Raw genomic sequence first — 19,521 nt, forward strand, 5'->3', positions numbered from 1 at the left:
CGGTACGCCCGTAGATCTTCTTGCTCATGACCATGATTGCCGAATACGGCTCGATCCTCGTGATCCTCGCCTGTGTGCTGGGGCTGTTCGTCGCCTGGGGCGTTGGCGCCAACGATGTCGCCAACGCGATGGGCACCTCGGTGGGCTCCAAGTCGATCACCCTGCGCCAGGCGATCGTGATCGCCGTGATCTTCGAATTCCTCGGTGCCTGGCTCGCCGGTGGACAGGTCACCGAGACCATCCGCAGCGGCATCGTCGACCCGGCGCTGCTCAACGGCGACACCGACCTCTACGTGATCGGCATGCTCGGCGCGCTGCTCTCTACCGGAATCTGGCTGGTGATCGCCTCGACCCGCGGCTGGCCGGTCTCCACCACCCATACCCTGGTCGGTGCGATCATGGGCTTCGGCGTGGTTGGCGTCGGGGTTCATTCGGTCAATTGGGGCCTGCTCAGCGGTATCTTCCTGAGCTGGATCGGTGCCCCGGCGATCGCCGGGGTGAGCGCCTTTTTGTTGTTCAAGTCGGTGCAGTTCTTGATCCTCGAGCGCGACCGCCCGCTCGAGTCGGCGCAGCGCTACGTGCCGATCTACATGTTCCTGGTCGGGTTCATGATCGCGATGGTGGTGGTGTTCAAGGCGCTGAAGAGCGTGCTTGCGCTGGATGCGCTTTCCGGACTCCTGGTCTCGCTGGTGCTCGGCGTGCTGGTGGCGCTGATTGGCAAGCTGGTGCTGTATCGCATGGTGTTCCGCAAGAGCTCCGAGGACCGCTTCGATTTCTCGAGTGTCGAGCGGATCTTCGGCGTGCTGATGATGTTCACCGCCTGCGCGATGGCCTTCGCCCACGGCTCCAACGACGTCTCCAACGCGGTGGGGCCGATGGTCGCGATCATCGATATGGTCGCCACCGGCGGCGATATCGCCGCCGCCACCGAGGTACCCGACTGGGTGCTGGTGCTCGGTGGGGTAGGGATCGTGCTCGGCCTCGTCACCTATGGTCACAAGGTGATCGCCACGGTCGGTTCGGGGATCACCGAGCTCACCCCCAGCCGCGGCTTCGCCGCGACCTTGGCCACCGCCGGCACCGTGGTGCTCGGCTCGGTCAGCGGGCTGCCGCTCTCGACCACCCAGACGCTGATCGGCGCGATCCTCGGCGTCGGGCTCGCCCGCGGCATGGCCGCGCTCAACCTCGGCGTGCTCGGGTCGATCGCGATCTCCTGGCTGATCACCCTGCCGGCGGGCGCGGCGATGTCCATCGTGTTCTTCTTCACCTTCAAGGGCATTTTCACCTGAGCGCCGTCGCGGCGCGCTGCTTGCGTGCCGCGTGGCTGTTACTCGATGATCGTGCATTGGCTCAGTCCTCCCAATCGCCATGGAGTTCGCAGTGGACGACACCTTCAAGTTCGCCGAGTGGTTTCGCGGTAGCGCGCCGTACATCGACGCCCATCGCGGTCGCACTTTCGTGGTCCTGGTCGAGGGCGAGGCGCTGCGAGAGGATCACCGCGAGCCTTTAATCCAGGATCTCGCCCTGCTGCATACCCTCGGCGTGCGCTTGGTGATGGTGTTCGGCGTGCGTGCCCAGGCCTGTGCGGCGCTGGCCGAGGCGGGTATCGACCCGCGCCGGCTCCAGGGCCGAGAGGTGCTCGACGACGATGCGATGACGGTGATCGAGGCTGAGGCCAACCGGCTGCGGCTGGCACTTGAAGCGCGCTTCTCGGTGGGGCTGCCGAACAGCCCGATGCATGGGCTCGAGATCACCGCGGTGAGCGGCAACCTGGTGATGGCGAAGCCGCTGGGGGTGCGCGAGGGGGTCGATTTCTCGCGCAGTGGCGAGGTGCGCCGGGTGCGCGCCGACGCTATCCGCAGGCTGCTCGACCAGCGGGCGCTGGTGATCGTGCCGCCGCTCGGTCATTCCAGCACCGGCGAGGTGTTCGATCTCGATGCCGCCGACGTCGCCCGCTGCGTGGCGGTGGAACTCAGGGCCGACAAGCTGATCCTGCTCGGTCAGGCCCATGGGTTGAGCGATGCCCAAGGCGAACTCAAGCGCCAACTCACCCCGCAGGAGGCCGAGGCGGTGCACTTCGACCGCGTCGCCCAGCCGGAGCTGGCCCGCCAGCTCGATGCCGCCTGCGCCGCCGCGCGCCAGGGGGTCGCCCGCACTCACCTGCTCTCCTGGCGTGATCGCGATGCGCTGCTCGGTGAGCTGTTCACCCGTGATGGGGTGGGCACGATGATCACCCATGAGCGCTACGAACAGCTGCGCCCGGCGCGACTCGAGGATATCGGCGGAATGCTGGAACTGATGCTTCCGCTGGAGGAGAAGGGCGTTTTGATCCCGCGTTCGCGCGAGCGGCTCGAACAGCAGATCGACGATTACCGGGTGATCGTCCGCGACGGCATGGTGATCGGCTGCATCGCGCTGCATCGCTTCGACGAGGCTCGGATGGGCGAGCTCGCCTGCGCGGTGGTGCACCAGGACTATCGCGGTGGAGAGCGCGGCGACCTGCTGCTGCGCGCAGTCGAAGATGAGGCGCGCCGGCGCGGCTACCAGGCGCTGTTCGCGCTCACTACCCACACCAGCCACTGGTTCCTCGAGCGCGGTTTTCGCCTCGGCGCGCCGAAGGAGCTGCCCGATACGCGACGTGTGGTCTATAACGTGGCGCGAAACTCCAAGGTGCTGATCAAAGCCCTGGATTGAACTCCTCGGGGCCACAGGGAGGTCGATGATGAAAGTCGCCCAGAGTGCCGATTCAGCCAAGCAGTCTTCGACGCTACCGCGCCATCGCGGCCGTTCACTGTTGCGCCTCGTGCTGCTCGGCTTCGCGGTGGCGATGCTGCCGGTGATGGTGCTGATCTATCAGGCGGGGCAGGCGATCTCGGAGCTCTCGGCGCTGGCCGACTCGAGCGCTCGCCAGGCGGTGGACGATACTCGTCGGGCGAGGGCGTTGATCAACCTCACCTCGGAAATGGAGCGTGCCGCGCGCCAGTACGAAGTGCTCGAGGAGCCCCAGCTGCTCGATGTTTATCGTGACCGTATGGCGCGCTTCGAGCAGCTGTTCGATCTTCAAGTGGCGCGGCTCGGAAGCCTCGGCCTCGAGAGCCCGCTGCGCGGTCTGCTTGCCGAACTGCGCGAGTTTCCCGAGCTCGAGCGCGACCAGCAGCAGGCGCTGCTCGCTCGTTTCCCGGCCTTCGCCGGCGGCGTCGACGAGCTCGGTATCGTCACCAACAACCTTGTCGATACCCGCCTCGAGGCGATGCGTGAGCGCGCGGGTACGATCTATTCCGACCTGTGGCTCAAGCTCGCGGTCACCCTGGGGTTGACCCTGGCGGCGATTTTGTTCTTCACCTGGAGGATCATCCGCCCGATCCGCCAGCTCGAGCGGCGGATCCTCTCGCTCGGTAGCCACCGGCGTGAAAGCGTCGAGGAGATCAAAGGGCCCGCCGAATTGGTCGCCCTCGGTCGCCGGCTCGACTGGCTCGGCGAGCGGCTCGACGAGCTCGAAGCGCAAAAGCGCACCTTCCTGCGCCATATGTCCCACGAGTTGAAGACGCCGCTGGCGGCGATTCGCGAAGGGACGGGGCTGCTCGCGGACGGCGTGGTCGGCTCGCTGGGCAAGCGTCAGCGCGAGATAGTGCTGCTGATCGACGACAGCAGCGCCGAGCTGCAGACGCTGATCGAGCAGCTGCTCGATTACAATCTGGTACAGCACAATCGTACACTTACGGTGACACGTTTTGACGTAGTAACATTGATTCACGAGGTCATCGGCAAGCACCGCCTCGCGTTCGAAAGCAAGGGCCTGAGCATCGATGTCCCACGCAGGCCGGTATATTGGCAAGCGGACAGGATCCGCACCGGTCGGATCATCGACAACCTGATCTCCAATGTGATCGCCTACGGGGCCGACAACGGGTCTCTCTGGGTTCGCGCCTGGAACGACGAGCGCATGCTCTACGTCGAGGTCGCCAACAGCGGCGAGCGGATCAGCGAACAGGACCGCGACCATCTGTTCGAGCCCTTCTACCAGGGGCGGATACGGCGCAAGGGACCGCTCAAGGGCTCGGGGATCGGCCTCTCGGTCGCGGCGGAGAGCGCCGCCATCCAGCACGGCAGCCTAGTGCTGGTCGACGATGCCGAGGAGGATGTCTGCTTTCGCCTGACCCTGCCGATGGCCGATGCGGGCCAGCGTACCCAGCCGATCGAACCCGCCGCGCGCGCCGCCGATGAAGGCATCGCCCAGACCACCAACAGTTCGGGATGAATTCTCCCATGTCCTTCCGCCGTATCCTCCGCGCACCGCTGATCGTTGCCGGCCTGCTAGGGGGCGGATTGCTGCTCGGCGGGTGTCAGACGCTCTCGGGTCCGTCCAATCTTTCCAACTGCGCGCTGTCGAGCGTACCGACTCTGGTCGAGAACCAGTGCCTGGTGCATCACTGGATAGCCTTCGCCGACCAGTCGCAGGAAGCCAGCGAATCCTGGCGCTCGACGATCGCTCAGCGGTTGGCGAGCTCCACCAGCCGTGACCGATTGGTACGCGCGGTCGCCTTCACCTGGTCGAGCGATCCCTCGCGGCTTGCCGAGGCGCGCAGGCTCTACGCCGAAGCGCTGGAGCAGGCGCCGCAGTCGCTGCGCCCGCTGCTGCAGCTGTGGCAGGACGATCTGGGCGAGCGCCTGGCGGCGGCCAACGCGCCCGTCGCTGGTCGCGCGCCTGTTCAGGCCACGCCTGCGGCCAGCGCCACTGGCCCGGGAGTGGAGCAGGCCGCGGCGCGTATCGCGGCGCTCGAGCAGGAGAACGCCGAGCTCAGGCGCAAGCTCGATGCCCTGGCCAACATCGAGGCGATGATGAATCGCCGCTACGGCGAATAGACCAGCTCCCGCTCGAACGATCGAGACTGTGCCAGCCCCCGCCCGGGAGACCGGGCGCGGGGCTTTGATCTTGCGCTTCACTCCTTCAATCGCTGCTTGACCTCGAGCGCGAGCCTGCCGTCGCTTAGCCGCGCGGTCAGCCGCTGACCCGGACTGACTTCATCTGCCCGCCGTACCACGCGGTGCTGGTCATCTTCGAGTACCGCATAGCCGCGCCTCAGGGTGGCCAGGGGGCTTGCGACGTCGAGGCGCTGGATCAGCGTATCGAAGCGTTGCTGAACCCGTTCGAGCGTTTTACCCCCGGCACGCTCGAGCCGGGTCTCGAGCACCCCGAGCCGCTGGCGCTGCTCGGTCAGCCTTCGGCTTGGCGGCTGGCGGGCCAGTCGCGCTGCGAGCTGTTCCAGCCTGCTCCTCTCCTCGGCCAGCCGGCGGCTCTGGGCGCGTTGCATGCGCCCCTCGAGCGCTTCCAGTCGGCTGCGCTGTTCGCGCAGCCGCTCGCCGGGGTGGCGCAGCCGTGCGCTGAGGTAGTCGACCCTCTGGTGCAGAGTGTCCAGGCGCGCGCGGTTGGCGCGCAGCAGCTGGTTGGCCAGCTGCACCAGGCGGCGGCGGATATCGCGCTGATCCGGGACGAGGCGCTCGGCGGCGGCGGACGGCGTCGGCGCGCGCAGGTCGGCGGCGAAGTCGGCGAGCGTGGTGTCGACCTCGTGGCCCACCGCCGAGACCACCGGCAGGCGGGATGCGAAGATCGCCCGCGCCACCCGCTCGTCGTTGAAACACCACAGATCCTCCAGGCTGCCGCCGCCGCGGGTGACCAGGATGGCGTCGAAGCGCTGGTCGCGGTTGGCAAGGCCAAGGGCCGCGACGATCTGCCCGGCGGCCTGCTCGCCCTGGACCTGCACCGGCAGCAGGTGGACCTTCACCCACGGCCAGCGCGCGCGCAGCACGCTCAATACGTCCCTGATCGCCGCACCGGTGGGAGAGCTGATCACCGCCAGGTGCTTGGGCGGGTAGGGCAGTGCCCGGGCGTTGGCGAACACCCCTTCCTCCGCGAGCCTGGCCTTGAGTTTCTCCAGCGCGGCGAGCCAGGCGCCTTTGCCCGCTTCGCGCACCGACTCGACGATCAGCTGGTAGTCGCCGCGCGGCTCGAACAGCGAGACCTGGGCGCGTATCTGGACCTGCTGGCCTTCGCGCAGCGGGCTCGAGACGAACCGCGCGCGCTGGCGGAACAGCGCGCAGCGCACCTGGGCGAGCTCGTCTTTCAAGGTGAAGTAGGCGTGCCCGGAGCTTGGCTGCGAGAGCGAGGAGATCTCGCCCTCGACCCAGCAGCTGCCGAAGCCGCGCTCGAGCATCAGCCGCGCGCGCTGGTTGAGCTCGGTGACGCTGATCGCCTCGATGCCGTCGTCGGGCTTGTCGTCCGAGGCTTGGGGATCGCGGAAGCGGTCGAGAAACGAGGAAGGCATGGACGCACCGAGTCGAAAGTGGATGGGATGATTGTAGCGGTAAGCCTGCTTGGATATAATTCGCGATTAACTTTTACACCGAAGACGCCTATGCATCCCTCGGCCTTCCTCCACCGCTTTCCACTGCCCGGCACGGCTCGGGGTGGGTGGCTGCGGGGAGGGAGGGGAGCAAGGGGAGAAGCCGGCCGGCAAGCGCCACCGCCCCGGCGGCAGTATCGAGGCTTCATTGAGCCGGTCACTTTCGCGGACGCATTCGTCCTGGGAGTCGACCGGCTCACTGGTTTCGGCCCCCGCAAGCATTCACGACGACGCTGTACGCCACGATGGCGCACGCAGCGATCGAAGCCCTAGCTCGACATCCTCATCGCAACCCCAACCTGGACCGCCAAGATGCTACGTATAGCCCAAGAAGCTCTTACGTTCGATGACGTATTACTGGTACCCGGCTACTCCGACGTGCTGCCGAAGAACGTTAGCCTCAAGACCCGTGTGACCAAGAACATCACGCTCAACATCCCGCTGCTCTCTTCGGCGATGGACACCGTCACTGAAGCGCGCCTGGCGATCGCGATGGCGCAGGAGGGCGGTCTCGGGATCATCCACAAGAACATGGGGATCGGCCAGCAGGCCTTGGAAGTGCGCAAGGTCAAAAAGCACGAGAGCGTGATCGTCAAGGATCCGGTCACCGTCAGTCCCAAGCTCAAGCTCAAGGAGCTGCTGGCGATGGCCGACGAGTACGGCTTCTCCGGCTTCCCGGTGATCGACGAAGAGCGCTTGGTCGGCATCGTCACCGGCCGTGACATGCGCTTCCTGCCGGATGCCGGCGACGAGGTCTCGGCGATCATGACCCCGCGCGAGAAGCTGGTCACCGTTCCCCAGGGGACGTCGCTCGAAGTGATCAAGAGCAAGCTCCAGGCGCATCGGATCGAGAAGATCCTGGTGGTCGATGGTGAACGCCTGGTCGGTCTGGTCACCGTACGCGACATCGAGAAAGCCCGTACCTATCCGCACGCGGCCAAGGACGCCGACGGTCGCCTTTTGGTCGGCGCCGCGGTCGGCACCGGCCCGGAGACCGCCGATCGCATCGCCGCGCTCGCCGAAGCCGGTGTCGATGTGGTGGTGGTCGACACCGCCCATGGCCACTCCCAGGGCGTGCTCGACCGGGTGCGCTGGGTCAAGCAGCACTTTCCGCAGATCCAGGTGATCGGTGGCAATATCGCGACCGCGGAAGCCGCCAAGGCGCTCGCCGAGGCCGGCGTCGATGGGGTCAAGGTCGGCATCGGCCCGGGCTCGATCTGCACCACCCGCATCGTCGCCGGCGTCGGCGTGCCGCAGATCACCGCGGTGTCCGATGTGGCCGAGGCGCTCGAAAGCTACGGCATCCCGCTGATCGCCGACGGCGGCATCCGCTTCTCCGGTGACATCGCCAAGGCGATCGTCGCCGGCGCCAACTGCGTCATGGTCGGCGGGCTGCTCGCCGGCACCGAGGAAGCGCCGGGAGAGGTCGAGCTGTTCCAGGGCCGTACCTACAAGGCCTATCGCGGGATGGGCTCGATGGGCGCGATGTCGCAGAGCCAAGGTTCGTCGGACCGCTACTTCCAGGACAAGGACGCAGGGGTCGAGAAGCTGGTGCCGGAAGGCATCGAAGGCCGAGTGCCCTACAAGGGCGCGATGACCGCGATCGTCCACCAGCTGATGGGCGGGCTGCGTGCCTCGATGGGCTACACCGGCAGCCACGACATCGAAGAGATGCGCACCAAGCCGCAGTTCGTCAAGATCAGCGCCGCCGGCTTCGCCGAATCCCACGTCCATGACGTGCAGATCACCAAGGAAGCGCCCAACTACCGAGTGGGCTGAGCCAAGGCCCTCGAGAACAAGCGCCCGAGCGGGCGCTTTTCTCTTTATAATTCGCGCCAATTCCCTGAACACGCCGACGCACCGGACCCCGACATGACCGACATCCATGCCCACAAGATCCTGATCCTCGACTTCGGCTCGCAATATACCCAGCTGATCGCCCGCCGGGTGCGCGAGATCGGGGTCTACTGCGAGATCCACGCCTTCGACATGAGCGAAAGCGAGATCCGCACCTTCAATCCCAACGGCATCATCCTCTCCGGCGGCCCCGAGTCGGTCTCCGAACTCGGCTCGCCCCGCGCCCCCGAGTGCGTATTCGAGCTGGGGCTGCCGGTATTCGGCATCTGCTACGGCCTGCAGACCATGGCCGAGCAGCTGGGTGGACGCACCATCGGCTCCAACGTGCGTGAGTTCGGCTACGCCCAGATTCGCGTCGATGTAGAAGACCGTCTGCTCAAGGGGATCAAGGATCACCTGAGCGACGACGGCAAGCCGCTGCTCGACGTGTGGATGAGCCATGGCGACAAGGTCGGCGAAGCTCCCGCCCAGTTCACCGTCACCGCTTCGACCCCGAGCTGCCCGATCGCGGCGATGGCCTGGGAGGAGAAGAACTTCTACGGCGTGCAGTTCCACCCAGAGGTGACCCATTCGCTGCAGGGCCAGCGGATCCTCGAGCGCTTCGTGCTCGAGATCTGCGGCTGCGAGCGGCACTGGACCCCGGCCAAGATCATCGAGGACCAGATCGCCCGCGTGCGCGAACAGGTCGGCGACCGCAAGGTGCTGCTCGGCCTCTCCGGCGGCGTCGACTCCTCCGTGGTCGCAGCCCTCCTCCACCAAGCGATCGGCGACCAGCTCACCTGCGTATTCGTCGACAACGGGCTCCTGCGCAAGAACGAAGGCGACCAGGTGATGGAAACCTTCGCCGCCCACATGGGGGTCAAGGTGATCCGCGTCGACGCTGAGGACCTGTTCCTCGACAAGCTCGCCGGCGTCAACGACCCCGAAGCCAAGCGCAAGATCATCGGCAACACCTTCATCGACGTATTCGACAGCGAAGCCGAGAAGCTCACCGACGTCGACTTCCTCGCCCAAGGCACCATCTACCCCGACGTGGTCGAATCCGCCGCGACCAAGACCGGCAAGGCCCACGTGATCAAATCGCACCACAACGTCGGCGGCCTGCCCGAGACGATGAAGATGCAGCTGGTCGAACCGCTGCGCGAACTGTTCAAGGACGAAGTGCGCAAGATCGGCCTCGAACTCGGCCTGCCGCACGACATGGTCTACCGCCACCCCTTCCCCGGCCCAGGCCTCGGCGTACGCATCCTCGGCGAAGTGAAGAAGGAATACGCCGACATCCTCCGAGAAGCCGACGCGATCTTCATCGAAGAACTGCGCAAATCCGGCTGGTACGACAAGACCAGCCAAGCCTTCGTCGTCTTTCTCCCGGTCAAATCCGTCGGCGTCGTCGGCGACGGCCGCCGCTACGAATGGGTCGTCTCGCTGCGCGCAGTCGAAACCATCGACTTCATGACCGCCCGCTGGGCGCACCTGCCGTATGAACTGCTGGAGAAAGTCTCCAACCGGATCATCAACGAAATCGAAGGGATCTCCCGCGTCGCCTACGACGTCTCGAGCAAACCGCCGGCGACGATTGAGTGGGAGTGAAAATACGTCTTTCAGGGACTATCGATAGCAATTGGAAAATCGGCGTAAAATCATGATTTTTATGAATTTACGTCGCATTACCTATCGGTGGCTATCGGCGGCAAGCAGGAACACCTACCGGTAAAAGCGACGGTATCGCAAATCCCTCGAAGCAAGACTCTCCCGTTTACCGTCATGGCTATTTTCAGCATGACGGTAAAACTACGCCCTGACTTCTTTTGATAACAAGGAGTTAGGGACATCATCAGGGCTCCTGACCCTTGACGGTAATCAACCGCAAACACAGGAGAGTCCCTGACATGTTGACCGATACAGCGCTACGCAAACTCAAGCCCAAAGCTGCCACCTACAAGGTTGCCGACCGCGATGGTATGTACGTGACGGTGTCGAAAACCGGCACCATCACCTTCCGCTACGACTATCGCCTCAACGGCCGCCGTGAAACCCTCACTCTGGGCCGTTACGGGCCGGGCGGTATTTCCTTGGCCCTGGCGCGTGAGCGTCTATTGGATGCTCGCAAGGTGGTGGCCGAGGGCCGTTCTCCCGCTCAGGAGAAACAACGGGAGAAACGTCGCCTATCCCGTGCGAAGACCTTCGCCGAATTCACCGGTGTATGGATGGAGGCCTCCGGCATGGCCGACAGCACCAGAGCCATGCGCAAGCACATCGTCGATCGCGATATCCTGCCGGTCTTCAAGAACCGGCTGTTGGCGGAAATCACCCCAGACGATCTCCGGGCGCTGTGCATGAAGGTGAAGAAGCGCGGGGCGCCGGCAACCGCCATCCATGTCCGCGATATCGTGAAGCAGGTCTATGCGCACGCCATCATGCACGGTGAGAAGGTGGCCAATCCGGCTGACGAAGTGAGCCCATCGTCTATTGCAACCTTCGCACCGAAGGACCGGGCGCTGTCTCCCGCTGAAATTCGTCTGATGATCCATGAGATGGAAACCATCCCCACATCGCCGACCATTCGACTGGCGCTGCGCATAATCCTGTTAACCCTGGTGCGGAAGGGGGAGTTGCTCAAGGCGACCTGGGAAGAAGTGGACTTTGAGGCCGGGGTATGGAGCATTCCCAAGGAGCGGATGAAGCGCCGTTTTCCCCACAACGTCTACCTGTCCCGGCAGGCATTAGACATCCTTGTAGCGCTAAAGACCTGCGCCGGTGGCTCCAAGTACCTGCTGCCGGCTCGCTATGACGGCGACCAGTGCATGTCCATGGGCACGCTGAATCGGGTGACTCTGAAGGTTTCGGAGCAGGCGCGGAAAAAGGGGCTGCCGCTGGAACCCTTCACCGTTCACGATTTGCGTCGCACCGGCTCCACGCTGCTCAATGAAGTCGGCTTCAATCGCGACTGGATCGAGAAGGCCCTGGCCCATGAAGATGGCCGCTCCTCGCGGGCGGTGTACAACAAGGCGGAGTATGCCGAGCAGCGTCGGCATATGCTGCAGGAGTGGGCCAATATGATCGATGCCTGGGCGGAAGGGGGGAGCTACGTTCCGTCCCTGATGCCGGAAAGCATGTCAGTGCCGGCATTGAAGGCATCGGTATGAGTATCGCTAATATGGTGATCGTTGGCTTCCTGGTGTCGGTACGATGTGCTGGCATTGGCCATTCTGTGGACCTGCAGGGCGGCTCAAGGGAGGCGTCTCATGACCCAAGGTTGTCACTTGACAACCTTGGGTGTCATTCCCATACTGGAGGCAAGGAATGACTCGTCCATCACACCCGAAGAAAGAGATTGAAGCCGCGATCAAGCATGCAGAAGAGGAAGGCTGGCGAGTTGAGGTGGGCGGTGGTCATGCCTGGGGCAAGATCTACTGCCCCTACAATGACGATGAATGCCGCTGCGGTGAGTTCTGTATCGCGAGTGTGTGGAGTACACCGAGAAATCTCGGCAGCCACGCCCGGGCGCTTCGCAGGGTGGTGGACAAATGTTCCACTCACAAGCGCCTGAGCGAGACGGGATCGGAGGATTGAGCTATGGAATACATCTTTACCCTGAAGTACCAGTTGGCTGACCACGACAGTGACCTGGATGCGCTGGTGGAGCATCTGGGCGCCGCCGGTTGTGATGATGCCCTGGTGGGCGTGGGGCAGCCGGGTCGCCTGGCACTGGAGTTCTCCCGCGAGGCGGGTAGTGCTGAGGAGGCGGTTCGCACCGCCCTGGCCGATGTCAAAAGTGCCGTTCCTTCAGCGCGCCTGATCGAGGCCTCGCCAGACCTTGTTGGTTTGACGGATGTGGCGGACATCGTGGGCGTTTCCCGACAGGCAATGCGGAAATTGATGCTTGCCCACCGAGCGACGTTTCCCGTGCCGGTTCACGAAGGTAGCGCCTCGATCTGGCATCTCGCAGAAGTGCTTGACTGGCTCAAGGCACGAGGGGGCTACCAAATAGATGTTGGCGTACTGGAAGCGGCGAAAGTGGCGTTGGAAGTGAATATCACCAAGGAGGCGGTTCGTCATCCGGTGCGTGATCACGGGGGCATGGAACTGCTAACCGCATAGTCAGACGTTCAGTTGTCGCGGCAGCGGACCGGACGGGCGATACGTTGCCTCACGTCCGGTCCCGGAGCGGGGGCTGCTTTTCCTGATCGGGACTGTCGCTTGCGCTCCTCAATCCAGGCTTCTACTTCCTCTAGATCCCACACCACACATCGGGGTGAGATTGAAGCGACGCGGGAATTCACCCCGGCGTTCCATATGGTAGATTGTTGTTTCGGCCAAGGGCACGATCTGGTGCAGCTCCTGTCGGCGGATTGTTCTGCGAAAGGGGAGTGGGGGTTTCGTTACGAGCTGCGGTAATTCTTCATAAGCCGCCGTACCTAGCTGTGGCAGGTGCTGTTGCTTGTCTTTCATTCCAGTACGCCATTTTGAAAACTGAATTGTGGTATCCAAGGAGGATGGTGACTATTGGAGTGTATTGGAACAACCTGCTACATCGGGTAAGGGCGTAGGAATAAGGTGCATCCTGATGCATCGGCAAGCCATGTTTCCAGGAGACCAGGATATGAACGAGAATAGGGAGATAATGAGGGAGAAATTTTACGAACTGGTATGGTCAATGCCCATGCGTGACCTTGCCAGTACTTCGACATGAGCGACAAAGGGTTGGCCAAGAAATGCATCAGGCTTAATGTGCCCAGGCCTTCCCAGGGCTATTGGCTGATGAATGATGGAGAGCGCAAGTCGCACAAGGTTCCGCTGCCGGCATACCAGGATTCCTACCTGGAGGAGATCATCTACAAACCAGAGCTGCAGCGGGAAGTTGGTAAAACGCCGGAGAAATCCGACCGTATGCTTACCGAAGAGCAGTTGGCTACTGCGATGACTTTCAGGATTCAGGAGTCAGTGCCGCGCTACCATTCTTTAATTTCCGGTGCGAGAAAACAAGCCAAGAAGCCCTCGGTCGATAAATATACCCGCCTTGTTTTTGGCAGGGATGTTGTAAACCCGGGCATGAAGGTCACCCCAAAAACATTCGATAGGGCCTGCATATTCCTGCAGGGGCTTGGGGAACTGCTTGGCACCTTCGGTTGGAAACTGGTCAAATCCTCCAGGGAGATGACCGGCTTTAGTGATGGGGAACAGACTCTGGAGTTTGAAATTAAGGAGCCGGTGACCAAAATACAGCACTCCCCTCTTCAAGAATGCGACTGGATGACAGGTTTTTCTGGCACTCCCATGAGTATGTTTCCACCGGCAGACTTGAGTTCAGGATTACCAACGCCCGGTCAATAAATTACAAGAAGACCTGGTATGACAGGAGCGACTCGCCGATTGAAATCCATCTTGCTTCAATGGTCCAGGCCTTCAGTCACGATTTTGAATCCAGAAAACTGGATGCGATCAAACAAGCAGAGTGGAACGGCAATGGGAAATTGAGCAGGTAAAAAGGGAGGAAGAGGCGCAACGACTGAAAATTGAGAAAGCCCGGAGGGAGCACTTGTTGTTCCTATCCGAACAATATCAAAAGGCAAGGGCTGTCCGTGATATATTGCAGGCCATTGAATCAGGTGAATCGCAGACAAAGGAGTTGGCCGCGTGGCTTAAGTGGGCGAATACGATAGTTGACGAAATTGATCCCCTTCGTGGAGTAAACTCCATTCTCAAGATACATCGGGAATATGGGTCAAGAGAGAGTTTTTCCGGTTCTTACCCATATGAAGCGTGAGAAAAGTTGCTGTCCTGTAAACCTGTTACAACAAGTTATTTTCTGTCGCCGTATTCCATATCAATCCAGTCCTCCTGGGCTGACTCAAATTCGGTAAACAAATTGTTGATGCGGGATATAGCGTACTCTACTGTTGATGCGTCACCGTCCACAAACCGGTAGCCTGAGAATAACCGTATCTGGAAACAGGCAAAGCAATCCGAGATCAATCGGGCCAAGTGAGCCAAATGGATTGCATCACGTCGCTCCGGCGAACGCCTGTCCCTGTCAAGAGGAACAGATATCCCGACGAAATCGGCATGATGAATGTGACTTGCAACGGAATATCCGTAACTGAGTCCTGTGAAGTTTGCGAAGAGTGTATCGGCACTGTTGCTTAATGAGTTCAGCATGCCGCCATAACCCCATTTCATATCCATCTGCCGCCGGTATGTCTTCGGGTACCTGGATGCCAATTCCTCCCTTTTTTCATCTGGCAGAACCATATCACGTATTGGGCGCCAGGAGTCTGCTTTAGGGTTCTTGATGGCACCCAGAAGTTGACGGGCTTTCCTGTCATCCTGAAGGGCAATGATTTCGGGCTGCTCATCAGCAAACTCGCGATGTCGATCCTTAAAAGTATCGTGAGACTGGACTAGGTAGGTGAACTTTAGTGTGCTTTCGAAGACAGAGCGGATCAGGACCTCGGCGTCCCAGAGTTGGCCATAGGCCATCAACAGCAGCGCACTTTCTGTAGAGCGGGCAGAAGCGGAAAGTAGTTTCCCTATGGTGTCGCGCTCTTCCCACTCCCAGCCCTCATAGGTACCGACTGGCGCCATCATTGGGAGCAGGTCCCGCATTAGGAACAATCCCTTTTCAGCCCACTGTTTTTGTGTGTTAAACAGTTCTTCAGTATACATAGAATGAAGATAAGGTTGTCAGCTATTCCGGTAAAAATAGATTCCCATTGCCGTTGTTTATTGTGGGCAGGGGCGGATGTTTAGACATACTGGTCTGTTCAGCACGTGAAGTGGATACAGAAAGAAGGGTTTCTGTAGGCCTAGAAATTCCACGACATCTATGCCAGAGTGTACACTATAGATTGTAGCCTTATAGGATGCAAGAGCCGTATGGCAGAGGAAAATTCGTTGGGCAGAGCCATAAAGGCCATAAGGAAGGTGCGCGGCCTCAGCCAGGAAGCGTTCTCTGAGGTGTCAAGTCGTACCTATCTGAGTTCCCTAGAGCGGGGCGTGAAAAACCCGACCTTGCCCAAGCTCAACGAGTTGTGTCAAGTGATGCAGGTGCACTCCGCTGACCCTGCTAACGCTTTCTTATGCGCAGAGAGATGTCGGCGATTTAGACCTGTTTCTGGAGCAGGTGACAAGAGAGCTGTCAGTTATCGAGAACAAGAAACGGCAACCGGAATGAAATGACAGCCAGTAAACATGGGAATTTACAGAAAACCGGGCTCTGAATAGAACCTGAATTGTTCTTCAAACAGTGAGGGATAACAAAATGATTTGGATCAGCTATGTCTAACTCAGTCTCCTTTAAAGCGAAAGCACATCTCCTCAAACTGTTGGGGGATGAGCTTATCGGTGACGACCGGCTGGCCATATTTGAATTGGTGAAAAATGCATACGATGCGGATGCAACACGTGTTGATGTGACTCTTGATGTGGAGTCCAGCAATCCGAAAATAATCGTGAGGGATTTTGACGGATGCGGAATGAACCGGAACACCATTATCGAAAAGTGGATGGAGATCGGAACAGACAGTAAGAGAAAGGAAAACAGGAAGAGAAGCCTAAAGTATCGCCGCATGCCGTTGGGTGAAAAGGGGGTCGGGCGGCTGGCCGTTCACAAGTTGGGCACTGAACTGACAGTAAACACAAGGGCGGATGGCCACCCTGAATGTAAAATACAAATCGACTGGCCTTCTCTCATTAGTGAGTCGAATTATATTGAAGAAACCCGGGTGGACATTGAAGAATTGAAGGAACCGGAAGTTTTTCAGGATGGGGAAACAGGAACGAGGATTGAAATAAATAACCTCAATAACAAAGTCTGGACAAGAGGGGATATACGCCGGTTAAAACGCCTGCTGACCAGTCTGGTATCGCCGTTCAGTGGAGTGTCAGACTTTTCCGTAAACCTGTCCGTCCCCGGCAGAGAAAAGGATATAGAGGATGTCTTGGGTGCTGAGGATGTATTGAGCAAGGCAATCTGGCGCTATGACTTTCTTATTGATGAAAACGCCCAGTTTTCCTTTTCCTATGCATTCAACCCTCCTTCACTTTTCAAAGAACTTTCACCCGACTCGGAGAGTGCCGAGGATGAGAGACTTGAGCTGATTCCCCCGGATAAATCCGAGAAGGCAGCGCGAGAGGATAAAGTGAAGGACAATCTTCTACTCGTAAAGCCCGATATGGAAGGGATAGGCCCGATATCCGGAACATTCTATTTCTACCTCAGGGATAGGAAAATCCTTAATGCCCAGGGCGCATACCAAGATGTGAAAAGGTACCTCGACGAACAGACAGGTGTGCGGGTTTACCGGGATGGGATTCGTGTTTTCAACTATGGCGAGATTGGCGATGACTGGCTTGATCTGAATACGACACGGATTAATGCCCCTGGAAGAAAAATAGCCAACAATATGGTTATAGCCAGTCTTGATATGGACTTGGAACGTAGTTCTGATCTGAAGGAAAAGACCAATAGAGAGGGGTTTGATGAAAATTCAACCTACAAAAGATTCCGGTGGATTATTCTCAGTGCCTTGGACAAGTTTTATCAGCTTCATTTCGACCATAGAGAGTCAATAAGAGAATATATTGATGGTGAAACGAAGGCGGCCAAAAAAGATCCAGACGCAAGGTTCACGGAAAATATTGAGTCCATCCGGGGTAGTCTCAAGAAACACGGCCTTGAGAAGGAAATTGGCGGGAAGATCAATCAGATTGAGTCTGACTACAAACAGATGAGGGACGTTACGCTCTCCTCGGGAATCGCCGGCATAAACCTGGCAGTGATTTTCCATGAGGTTGAAAGGGGAGTGGATGAATTGAATGCCGCAATCAAAAGAAATGACCCCCAGGAATTGTTGCTCAACAGGTCGGACCATTTGTCAAAATTGCTTGAAGGCTTCACGCCCCTTCTCCGCAGGAACGAACAAAAAACCTTCAGTATAAAAGCCCTGGCAAAGAGAGTGCTTAGTTTGTCGGAGCATCGTTTTCAGCATCATGAAATCATCGTATCCTGCCCCCTGCTTATCGACGAGTCACCTGACTTCAAGGTTAAAGGTCCCTTTGGACTTTTGCAGGCGGCCCTGACCAACCTTGTTGATAACGCGATCCATTGGACCAAGCTGAAAGCAGAGAAGGAGGGGAACGGATACAGTCCGGCAATACGCCTGCTTACACTGACAGACTGGTTCAAGGAGGGCCCGGCATTGGTTGTTGCGGACAATGGTCCGGGGTTTGATATTTCACCTGACCAGGCAGTCCTTCCGTTCAAGACGACCCGCTCGGCCGGGATGGGACTCGGTCTGTACTATGCTGACAAGGTGATGGAAACCATAGGTGGCCAGTTGATTGTTACCACCTGCGAAGAACTCGATTTGCCGGAGGCATACTCCGGTGCTGCAGTTGTTATGGTATTCAAAGGGGCCACGGAATGATTTCTGGATTGCCAGGCATTGTTGTTATAGACGACAACCAGGATGAGCTGGACAGCATAAAAAGAGCCTTCTTTGAAGCAGGAATACCTTGCCTGCCTATCCAGTATATCAACAACGATCCAGATAACGAGAGCGGCATAGACCACGTGGATATTTCGGATTGGATATCCCCAAGGATCATAGTGACAGACCTGAATCTAACAGAAATTCAGAACGCAAAAGCCGTTAATCTGGCAGGTCCGTTAGCCAAAATGTTCCAGAAGCTGTCTGTAAAAGGCCCTTACCTGTTATGCATCTGGTCAAAACTGGAAAAGGATGTTGCTGATGTTATCCAAGTACTGGAGGAACGCCACTGGAATGATATAACTCTTCCTCTACAGGTGTCAGTGATCTCAAAAACTGAATTTCTTTCAGAGGCCGAAAAGCTAAAAGAGAAGTTAAAAAATCTTATTTCAGAAAACTCGTTGTTCGATACTCTCCTGAACTGGGAGATGCGGACATCCGAGGCTGGCAGAAGTGCTGTCGCCATGTTGTACTCGCTGGCGCAGGACAACAATCAAAGCAAGTCCATTGAAGACAGGGCTGGTGAGCTGAGAAAAATCTTGGCTGCAATTGGTAATGAGGCAATCGGCTTGAAGAATGCCGCTGACACTCCTGCACTGGCGATGGAATGTGGGCTCATTCCTGTCCTTGAGGACCAAGTCAGGTCCATGTCCGGCGCTGCTCTTGATAATAAGTGGACTGATGCCGTTCCTGAAATAGGGACAAAGCAAAATATTGATGATGCAGTAAAGTCAAAGCTAAACACTTTTTATCATGTTGAAGAAGTACTGGAGGATTTTCCGAAAGACTGCAGAGGAGTCTTCGTATCCATTAATGGAAAATATCTGGAAACAGAGAAGAACACTGAAAAGTTTGAGAAGAGGATCGGTCGTTCAATTGAATGCCTGATTCATGAGGAGTTTCTCCGCCGGAAGGGAAAGGCGGAGGGACGCGCCCTGACAGAGAAGGCAAGAAATGAAACCATCCTCGGGTTTCTTGAGATCTCCGCAGCATGCGATTATGCTCAAAGGAAAACCAAGTTCCCCAGATATATTCTGGGTGCCTTGATTCCGGCGGAGTTTGAAGAGTTAACCTCTTTTACAACCAGTCAGGGTACCAAAAAAGACAGGGCGCATGATGGGGTGTACAGGCTTCCGCGAATTGAAGTCAAGGGTAAGACCTATATCGTGAAATTCAGTTTCAAATATCAGTTAGGTGCCCAGCCTGATGACAATCAGTGGTTCGGGGGCAGCCTGTTCCGGGTGAGAGACCAGATTCTTTCAGCTATAATCTTTAACTGTTCACAATATGCGTCAAGGCCGGGGGTAATAAGTTTTCTATAGAGGCGGGCATTTATGTCTGATGTGCTGACTCCCGAACAACGTTCTTATTGCATGTCACAGATCAAAGGTAAGAATACCAAATCAGAAGTGGCTCTCCGGAAAGCCCTGTGGAGTCTTGGTTACAGATACAGGATCAGAAACCGACTGCCGGGAAGGCCAGATTTGGTTTTCAAATCATTCAGAACAGTGATTTTTATAGATGGTTGTTTTTGGCACAAATGCTCCGATCATTTTGTGCAGCCAAAGACTCGAACAGAGTTTTGGATGAATAAAATAAATGGCAATGTTGCTCGGGATCATAGTAATAATGAAGCACTCAAGTCAGAGGGTTGGCAGGTTATTCGCATTTGGGAGCATGAAATCAAAGCGTCTCTGGAGGACAGCGTCGCCCGAGTGGTCGAGGTTCTGGAGGAGCAAAGAAATGTGCTTTACCTTAAAGACTGTTGAGCC

General features: G+C 58.5%; 17 protein-coding genes. 14 read left to right on the forward strand and 3 right to left on the reverse strand.

Going from position 1 to position 19,521, the window contains the following annotated elements; genetic code table 11:
- Nucleotides 1-26: 26 nt before the first annotated feature.
- From A5892_RS06930 to A5892_RS06945, 4 genes are all read left to right on the forward strand, one after another.
- Nucleotides 27-1,289, forward strand: a complete 1,263-nt coding sequence (locus A5892_RS06930) for an inorganic phosphate transporter (protein ID WP_064122185.1) — start codon at nucleotides 27-29, stop codon at nucleotides 1,287-1,289.
- Between the two features lie 91 nt (nucleotides 1,290-1,380).
- Nucleotides 1,381-2,694: an amino-acid N-acetyltransferase gene (gene argA, locus A5892_RS06935; RefSeq protein ID WP_064124355.1), complete on the forward strand. Its 1,314-nt coding sequence runs from the start codon at nucleotides 1,381-1,383 to the stop codon at nucleotides 2,692-2,694.
- A 28-nt stretch (nucleotides 2,695-2,722) separates the two neighbouring features.
- Nucleotides 2,723-4,258, forward strand: a complete 1,536-nt coding sequence (locus A5892_RS06940; RefSeq protein ID WP_064122186.1) for a HAMP domain-containing sensor histidine kinase — start codon at nucleotides 2,723-2,725, stop codon at nucleotides 4,256-4,258.
- 8 nt (nucleotides 4,259-4,266) lie between these two features.
- Nucleotides 4,267-4,863, forward strand: a complete 597-nt coding sequence (locus A5892_RS06945; protein ID WP_064122187.1) for a hypothetical protein — start codon at nucleotides 4,267-4,269, stop codon at nucleotides 4,861-4,863.
- A 77-nt stretch (nucleotides 4,864-4,940) separates the two neighbouring features.
- Here A5892_RS06945 and xseA read toward each other — a convergent pair whose 3' ends face one another.
- The gene (gene xseA / locus A5892_RS06950) at nucleotides 4,941-6,323 is read right to left on the reverse strand and encodes an exodeoxyribonuclease VII large subunit (protein WP_082890312.1); all 1,383 of its coding nucleotides are present in this window, start codon (nucleotides 6,321-6,323) and stop codon (nucleotides 4,941-4,943) included.
- A 390-nt stretch (nucleotides 6,324-6,713) separates the two neighbouring features.
- Here xseA and guaB point away from each other — a divergent pair, with 390 nt between their 5' ends.
- The 5 genes from guaB to A5892_RS06970 all read left to right on the forward strand — a co-directional run bounded on the left by guaB (nucleotide 6,714) and on the right by A5892_RS06970 (nucleotide 12,359).
- Nucleotides 6,714-8,180 (forward strand): IMP dehydrogenase, encoded by a 1,467-nt coding sequence (gene guaB / locus A5892_RS06955; RefSeq protein ID WP_064122188.1) that lies wholly within the window; start codon nucleotides 6,714-6,716, stop codon nucleotides 8,178-8,180.
- A gap of 93 nt (nucleotides 8,181-8,273) precedes the next feature.
- Entirely contained in the window at nucleotides 8,274-9,848 is a 1,575-nt protein-coding gene (gene guaA, locus A5892_RS06960; RefSeq protein ID WP_064122189.1) for a glutamine-hydrolyzing GMP synthase, read from the forward strand.
- Between the two features lie 299 nt (nucleotides 9,849-10,147).
- A complete protein-coding gene (locus A5892_RS06965; RefSeq protein WP_064122190.1) occupies nucleotides 10,148-11,404 on the forward strand; it encodes a tyrosine-type recombinase/integrase in 1,257 nt (418 codons plus the stop codon).
- A 157-nt stretch (nucleotides 11,405-11,561) separates the two neighbouring features.
- Nucleotides 11,562-11,831, forward strand: a complete 270-nt coding sequence (locus A5892_RS19755) for a hypothetical protein (protein WP_082890313.1) — start codon at nucleotides 11,562-11,564, stop codon at nucleotides 11,829-11,831.
- Nucleotides 11,832-11,834: 3 nt separating this feature from the next.
- Nucleotides 11,835-12,359 carry a helix-turn-helix transcriptional regulator gene (locus tag A5892_RS06970; protein ID WP_064122191.1) on the forward strand — a complete coding sequence of 175 codons (525 nt, stop codon included), beginning with the start codon at nucleotides 11,835-11,837 and terminating at the stop codon, nucleotides 12,357-12,359.
- Nucleotides 12,360-12,467: 108 nt separating this feature from the next.
- Here A5892_RS06970 and A5892_RS20990 read toward each other — a convergent pair whose 3' ends face one another.
- Nucleotides 12,468-12,710, reverse strand: a complete 243-nt coding sequence (locus A5892_RS20990; protein WP_411431760.1) for a helix-turn-helix transcriptional regulator — start codon at nucleotides 12,708-12,710, stop codon at nucleotides 12,468-12,470.
- Between the two features lie 237 nt (nucleotides 12,711-12,947).
- Between A5892_RS20990 and A5892_RS06975 the strand changes: the two genes are divergently transcribed.
- On the forward strand, nucleotides 12,948-13,592 hold the full coding sequence (locus A5892_RS06975; RefSeq protein ID WP_064122192.1) for a hypothetical protein: 645 nt from the start codon (nucleotides 12,948-12,950) through the stop codon (nucleotides 13,590-13,592).
- A gap of 468 nt (nucleotides 13,593-14,060) precedes the next feature.
- Here A5892_RS06975 and A5892_RS06980 read toward each other — a convergent pair whose 3' ends face one another.
- Nucleotides 14,061-14,864: a DUF5677 domain-containing protein gene (locus A5892_RS06980; protein WP_064122193.1), complete on the reverse strand. Its 804-nt coding sequence runs from the start codon at nucleotides 14,862-14,864 to the stop codon at nucleotides 14,061-14,063.
- Nucleotides 14,865-15,134: 270 nt separating this feature from the next.
- Here A5892_RS06980 and A5892_RS19765 point away from each other — a divergent pair, with 270 nt between their 5' ends.
- The 4 genes from A5892_RS19765 (at nucleotide 15,135) to A5892_RS19770 (ending at nucleotide 19,518) form a co-directional block, all read left to right on the forward strand.
- The gene (locus tag A5892_RS19765) at nucleotides 15,135-15,437 is read left to right on the forward strand and encodes a helix-turn-helix domain-containing protein (RefSeq protein ID WP_441294767.1); all 303 of its coding nucleotides are present in this window, start codon (nucleotides 15,135-15,137) and stop codon (nucleotides 15,435-15,437) included.
- Nucleotides 15,438-15,535: 98 nt separating this feature from the next.
- Nucleotides 15,536-17,686: an ATP-binding protein gene (locus A5892_RS06985; protein WP_064122194.1), complete on the forward strand. Its 2,151-nt coding sequence runs from the start codon at nucleotides 15,536-15,538 to the stop codon at nucleotides 17,684-17,686.
- Nucleotides 17,683-19,071, forward strand: coding sequence for a hypothetical protein (locus A5892_RS06990; protein WP_150123505.1), 1,389 nt, complete (start codon nucleotides 17,683-17,685; stop codon nucleotides 19,069-19,071). The genes A5892_RS06985 and A5892_RS06990 overlap by 4 nt, the downstream gene beginning before the upstream one ends.
- A gap of 12 nt (nucleotides 19,072-19,083) precedes the next feature.
- Nucleotides 19,084-19,518 (forward strand): very short patch repair endonuclease, encoded by a 435-nt coding sequence (locus A5892_RS19770; RefSeq protein ID WP_082890314.1) that lies wholly within the window; start codon nucleotides 19,084-19,086, stop codon nucleotides 19,516-19,518.
- The last annotated feature ends 3 nt before the right edge of the window (nucleotides 19,519-19,521 follow it).

Origin of the sequence: Halotalea alkalilenta (assembly GCF_001648175.1) — a bacterium.
Lineage (GTDB): Bacteria > Pseudomonadota > Gammaproteobacteria > Pseudomonadales > Halomonadaceae > Halotalea > Halotalea alkalilenta_A.

What these genes read in the sequence shown, in the direction of transcription:
- A5892_RS06945 (WP_064122187.1), top strand. Translation starts at nt 4,267, where the DNA reads ATGTCCTTCCGCCGTATCCTCCGCGCACCGCTGATCGTTGCCGGCCTG.
- A5892_RS06985 (WP_064122194.1), top strand. Translation starts at nt 15,536, where the DNA reads ATGTCTAACTCAGTCTCCTTTAAAGCGAAAGCACATCTCCTCAAACTG.
- A5892_RS06980 (WP_064122193.1), bottom strand. Translation starts at nt 14,864, where the DNA reads ATGCGGGACCTGCTCCCAATGATGGCGCCAGTCGGTACCTATGAGGGC.
- A5892_RS19755 (WP_082890313.1), top strand. Translation starts at nt 11,562, where the DNA reads ATGACTCGTCCATCACACCCGAAGAAAGAGATTGAAGCCGCGATCAAG.
- xseA (WP_082890312.1), bottom strand. Translation starts at nt 6,323, where the DNA reads ATGCCTTCCTCGTTTCTCGACCGCTTCCGCGATCCCCAAGCCTCGGAC.
- A5892_RS19765 (WP_441294767.1), top strand. Translation starts at nt 15,135, where the DNA reads ATGGCAGAGGAAAATTCGTTGGGCAGAGCCATAAAGGCCATAAGGAAG.
- guaB (WP_064122188.1), top strand. Translation starts at nt 6,714, where the DNA reads ATGCTACGTATAGCCCAAGAAGCTCTTACGTTCGATGACGTATTACTG.
- A5892_RS06990 (WP_150123505.1), top strand. Translation starts at nt 17,683, where the DNA reads ATGATTTCTGGATTGCCAGGCATTGTTGTTATAGACGACAACCAGGAT.
- guaA (WP_064122189.1), top strand. Translation starts at nt 8,274, where the DNA reads ATGACCGACATCCATGCCCACAAGATCCTGATCCTCGACTTCGGCTCG.
- A5892_RS20990 (WP_411431760.1), bottom strand. Translation starts at nt 12,710, where the DNA reads ATGAAAGACAAGCAACAGCACCTGCCACAGCTAGGTACGGCGGCTTAT.
- A5892_RS06975 (WP_064122192.1), top strand. Translation starts at nt 12,948, where the DNA reads ATGAGCGACAAAGGGTTGGCCAAGAAATGCATCAGGCTTAATGTGCCC.
- A5892_RS19770 (WP_082890314.1), top strand. Translation starts at nt 19,084, where the DNA reads ATGTCTGATGTGCTGACTCCCGAACAACGTTCTTATTGCATGTCACAG.
- A5892_RS06940 (WP_064122186.1), top strand. Translation starts at nt 2,723, where the DNA reads ATGAAAGTCGCCCAGAGTGCCGATTCAGCCAAGCAGTCTTCGACGCTA.
- A5892_RS06930 (WP_064122185.1), top strand. Translation starts at nt 27, where the DNA reads ATGACCATGATTGCCGAATACGGCTCGATCCTCGTGATCCTCGCCTGT.
- A5892_RS06965 (WP_064122190.1), top strand. Translation starts at nt 10,148, where the DNA reads ATGTTGACCGATACAGCGCTACGCAAACTCAAGCCCAAAGCTGCCACC.
- A5892_RS06970 (WP_064122191.1), top strand. Translation starts at nt 11,835, where the DNA reads ATGGAATACATCTTTACCCTGAAGTACCAGTTGGCTGACCACGACAGT.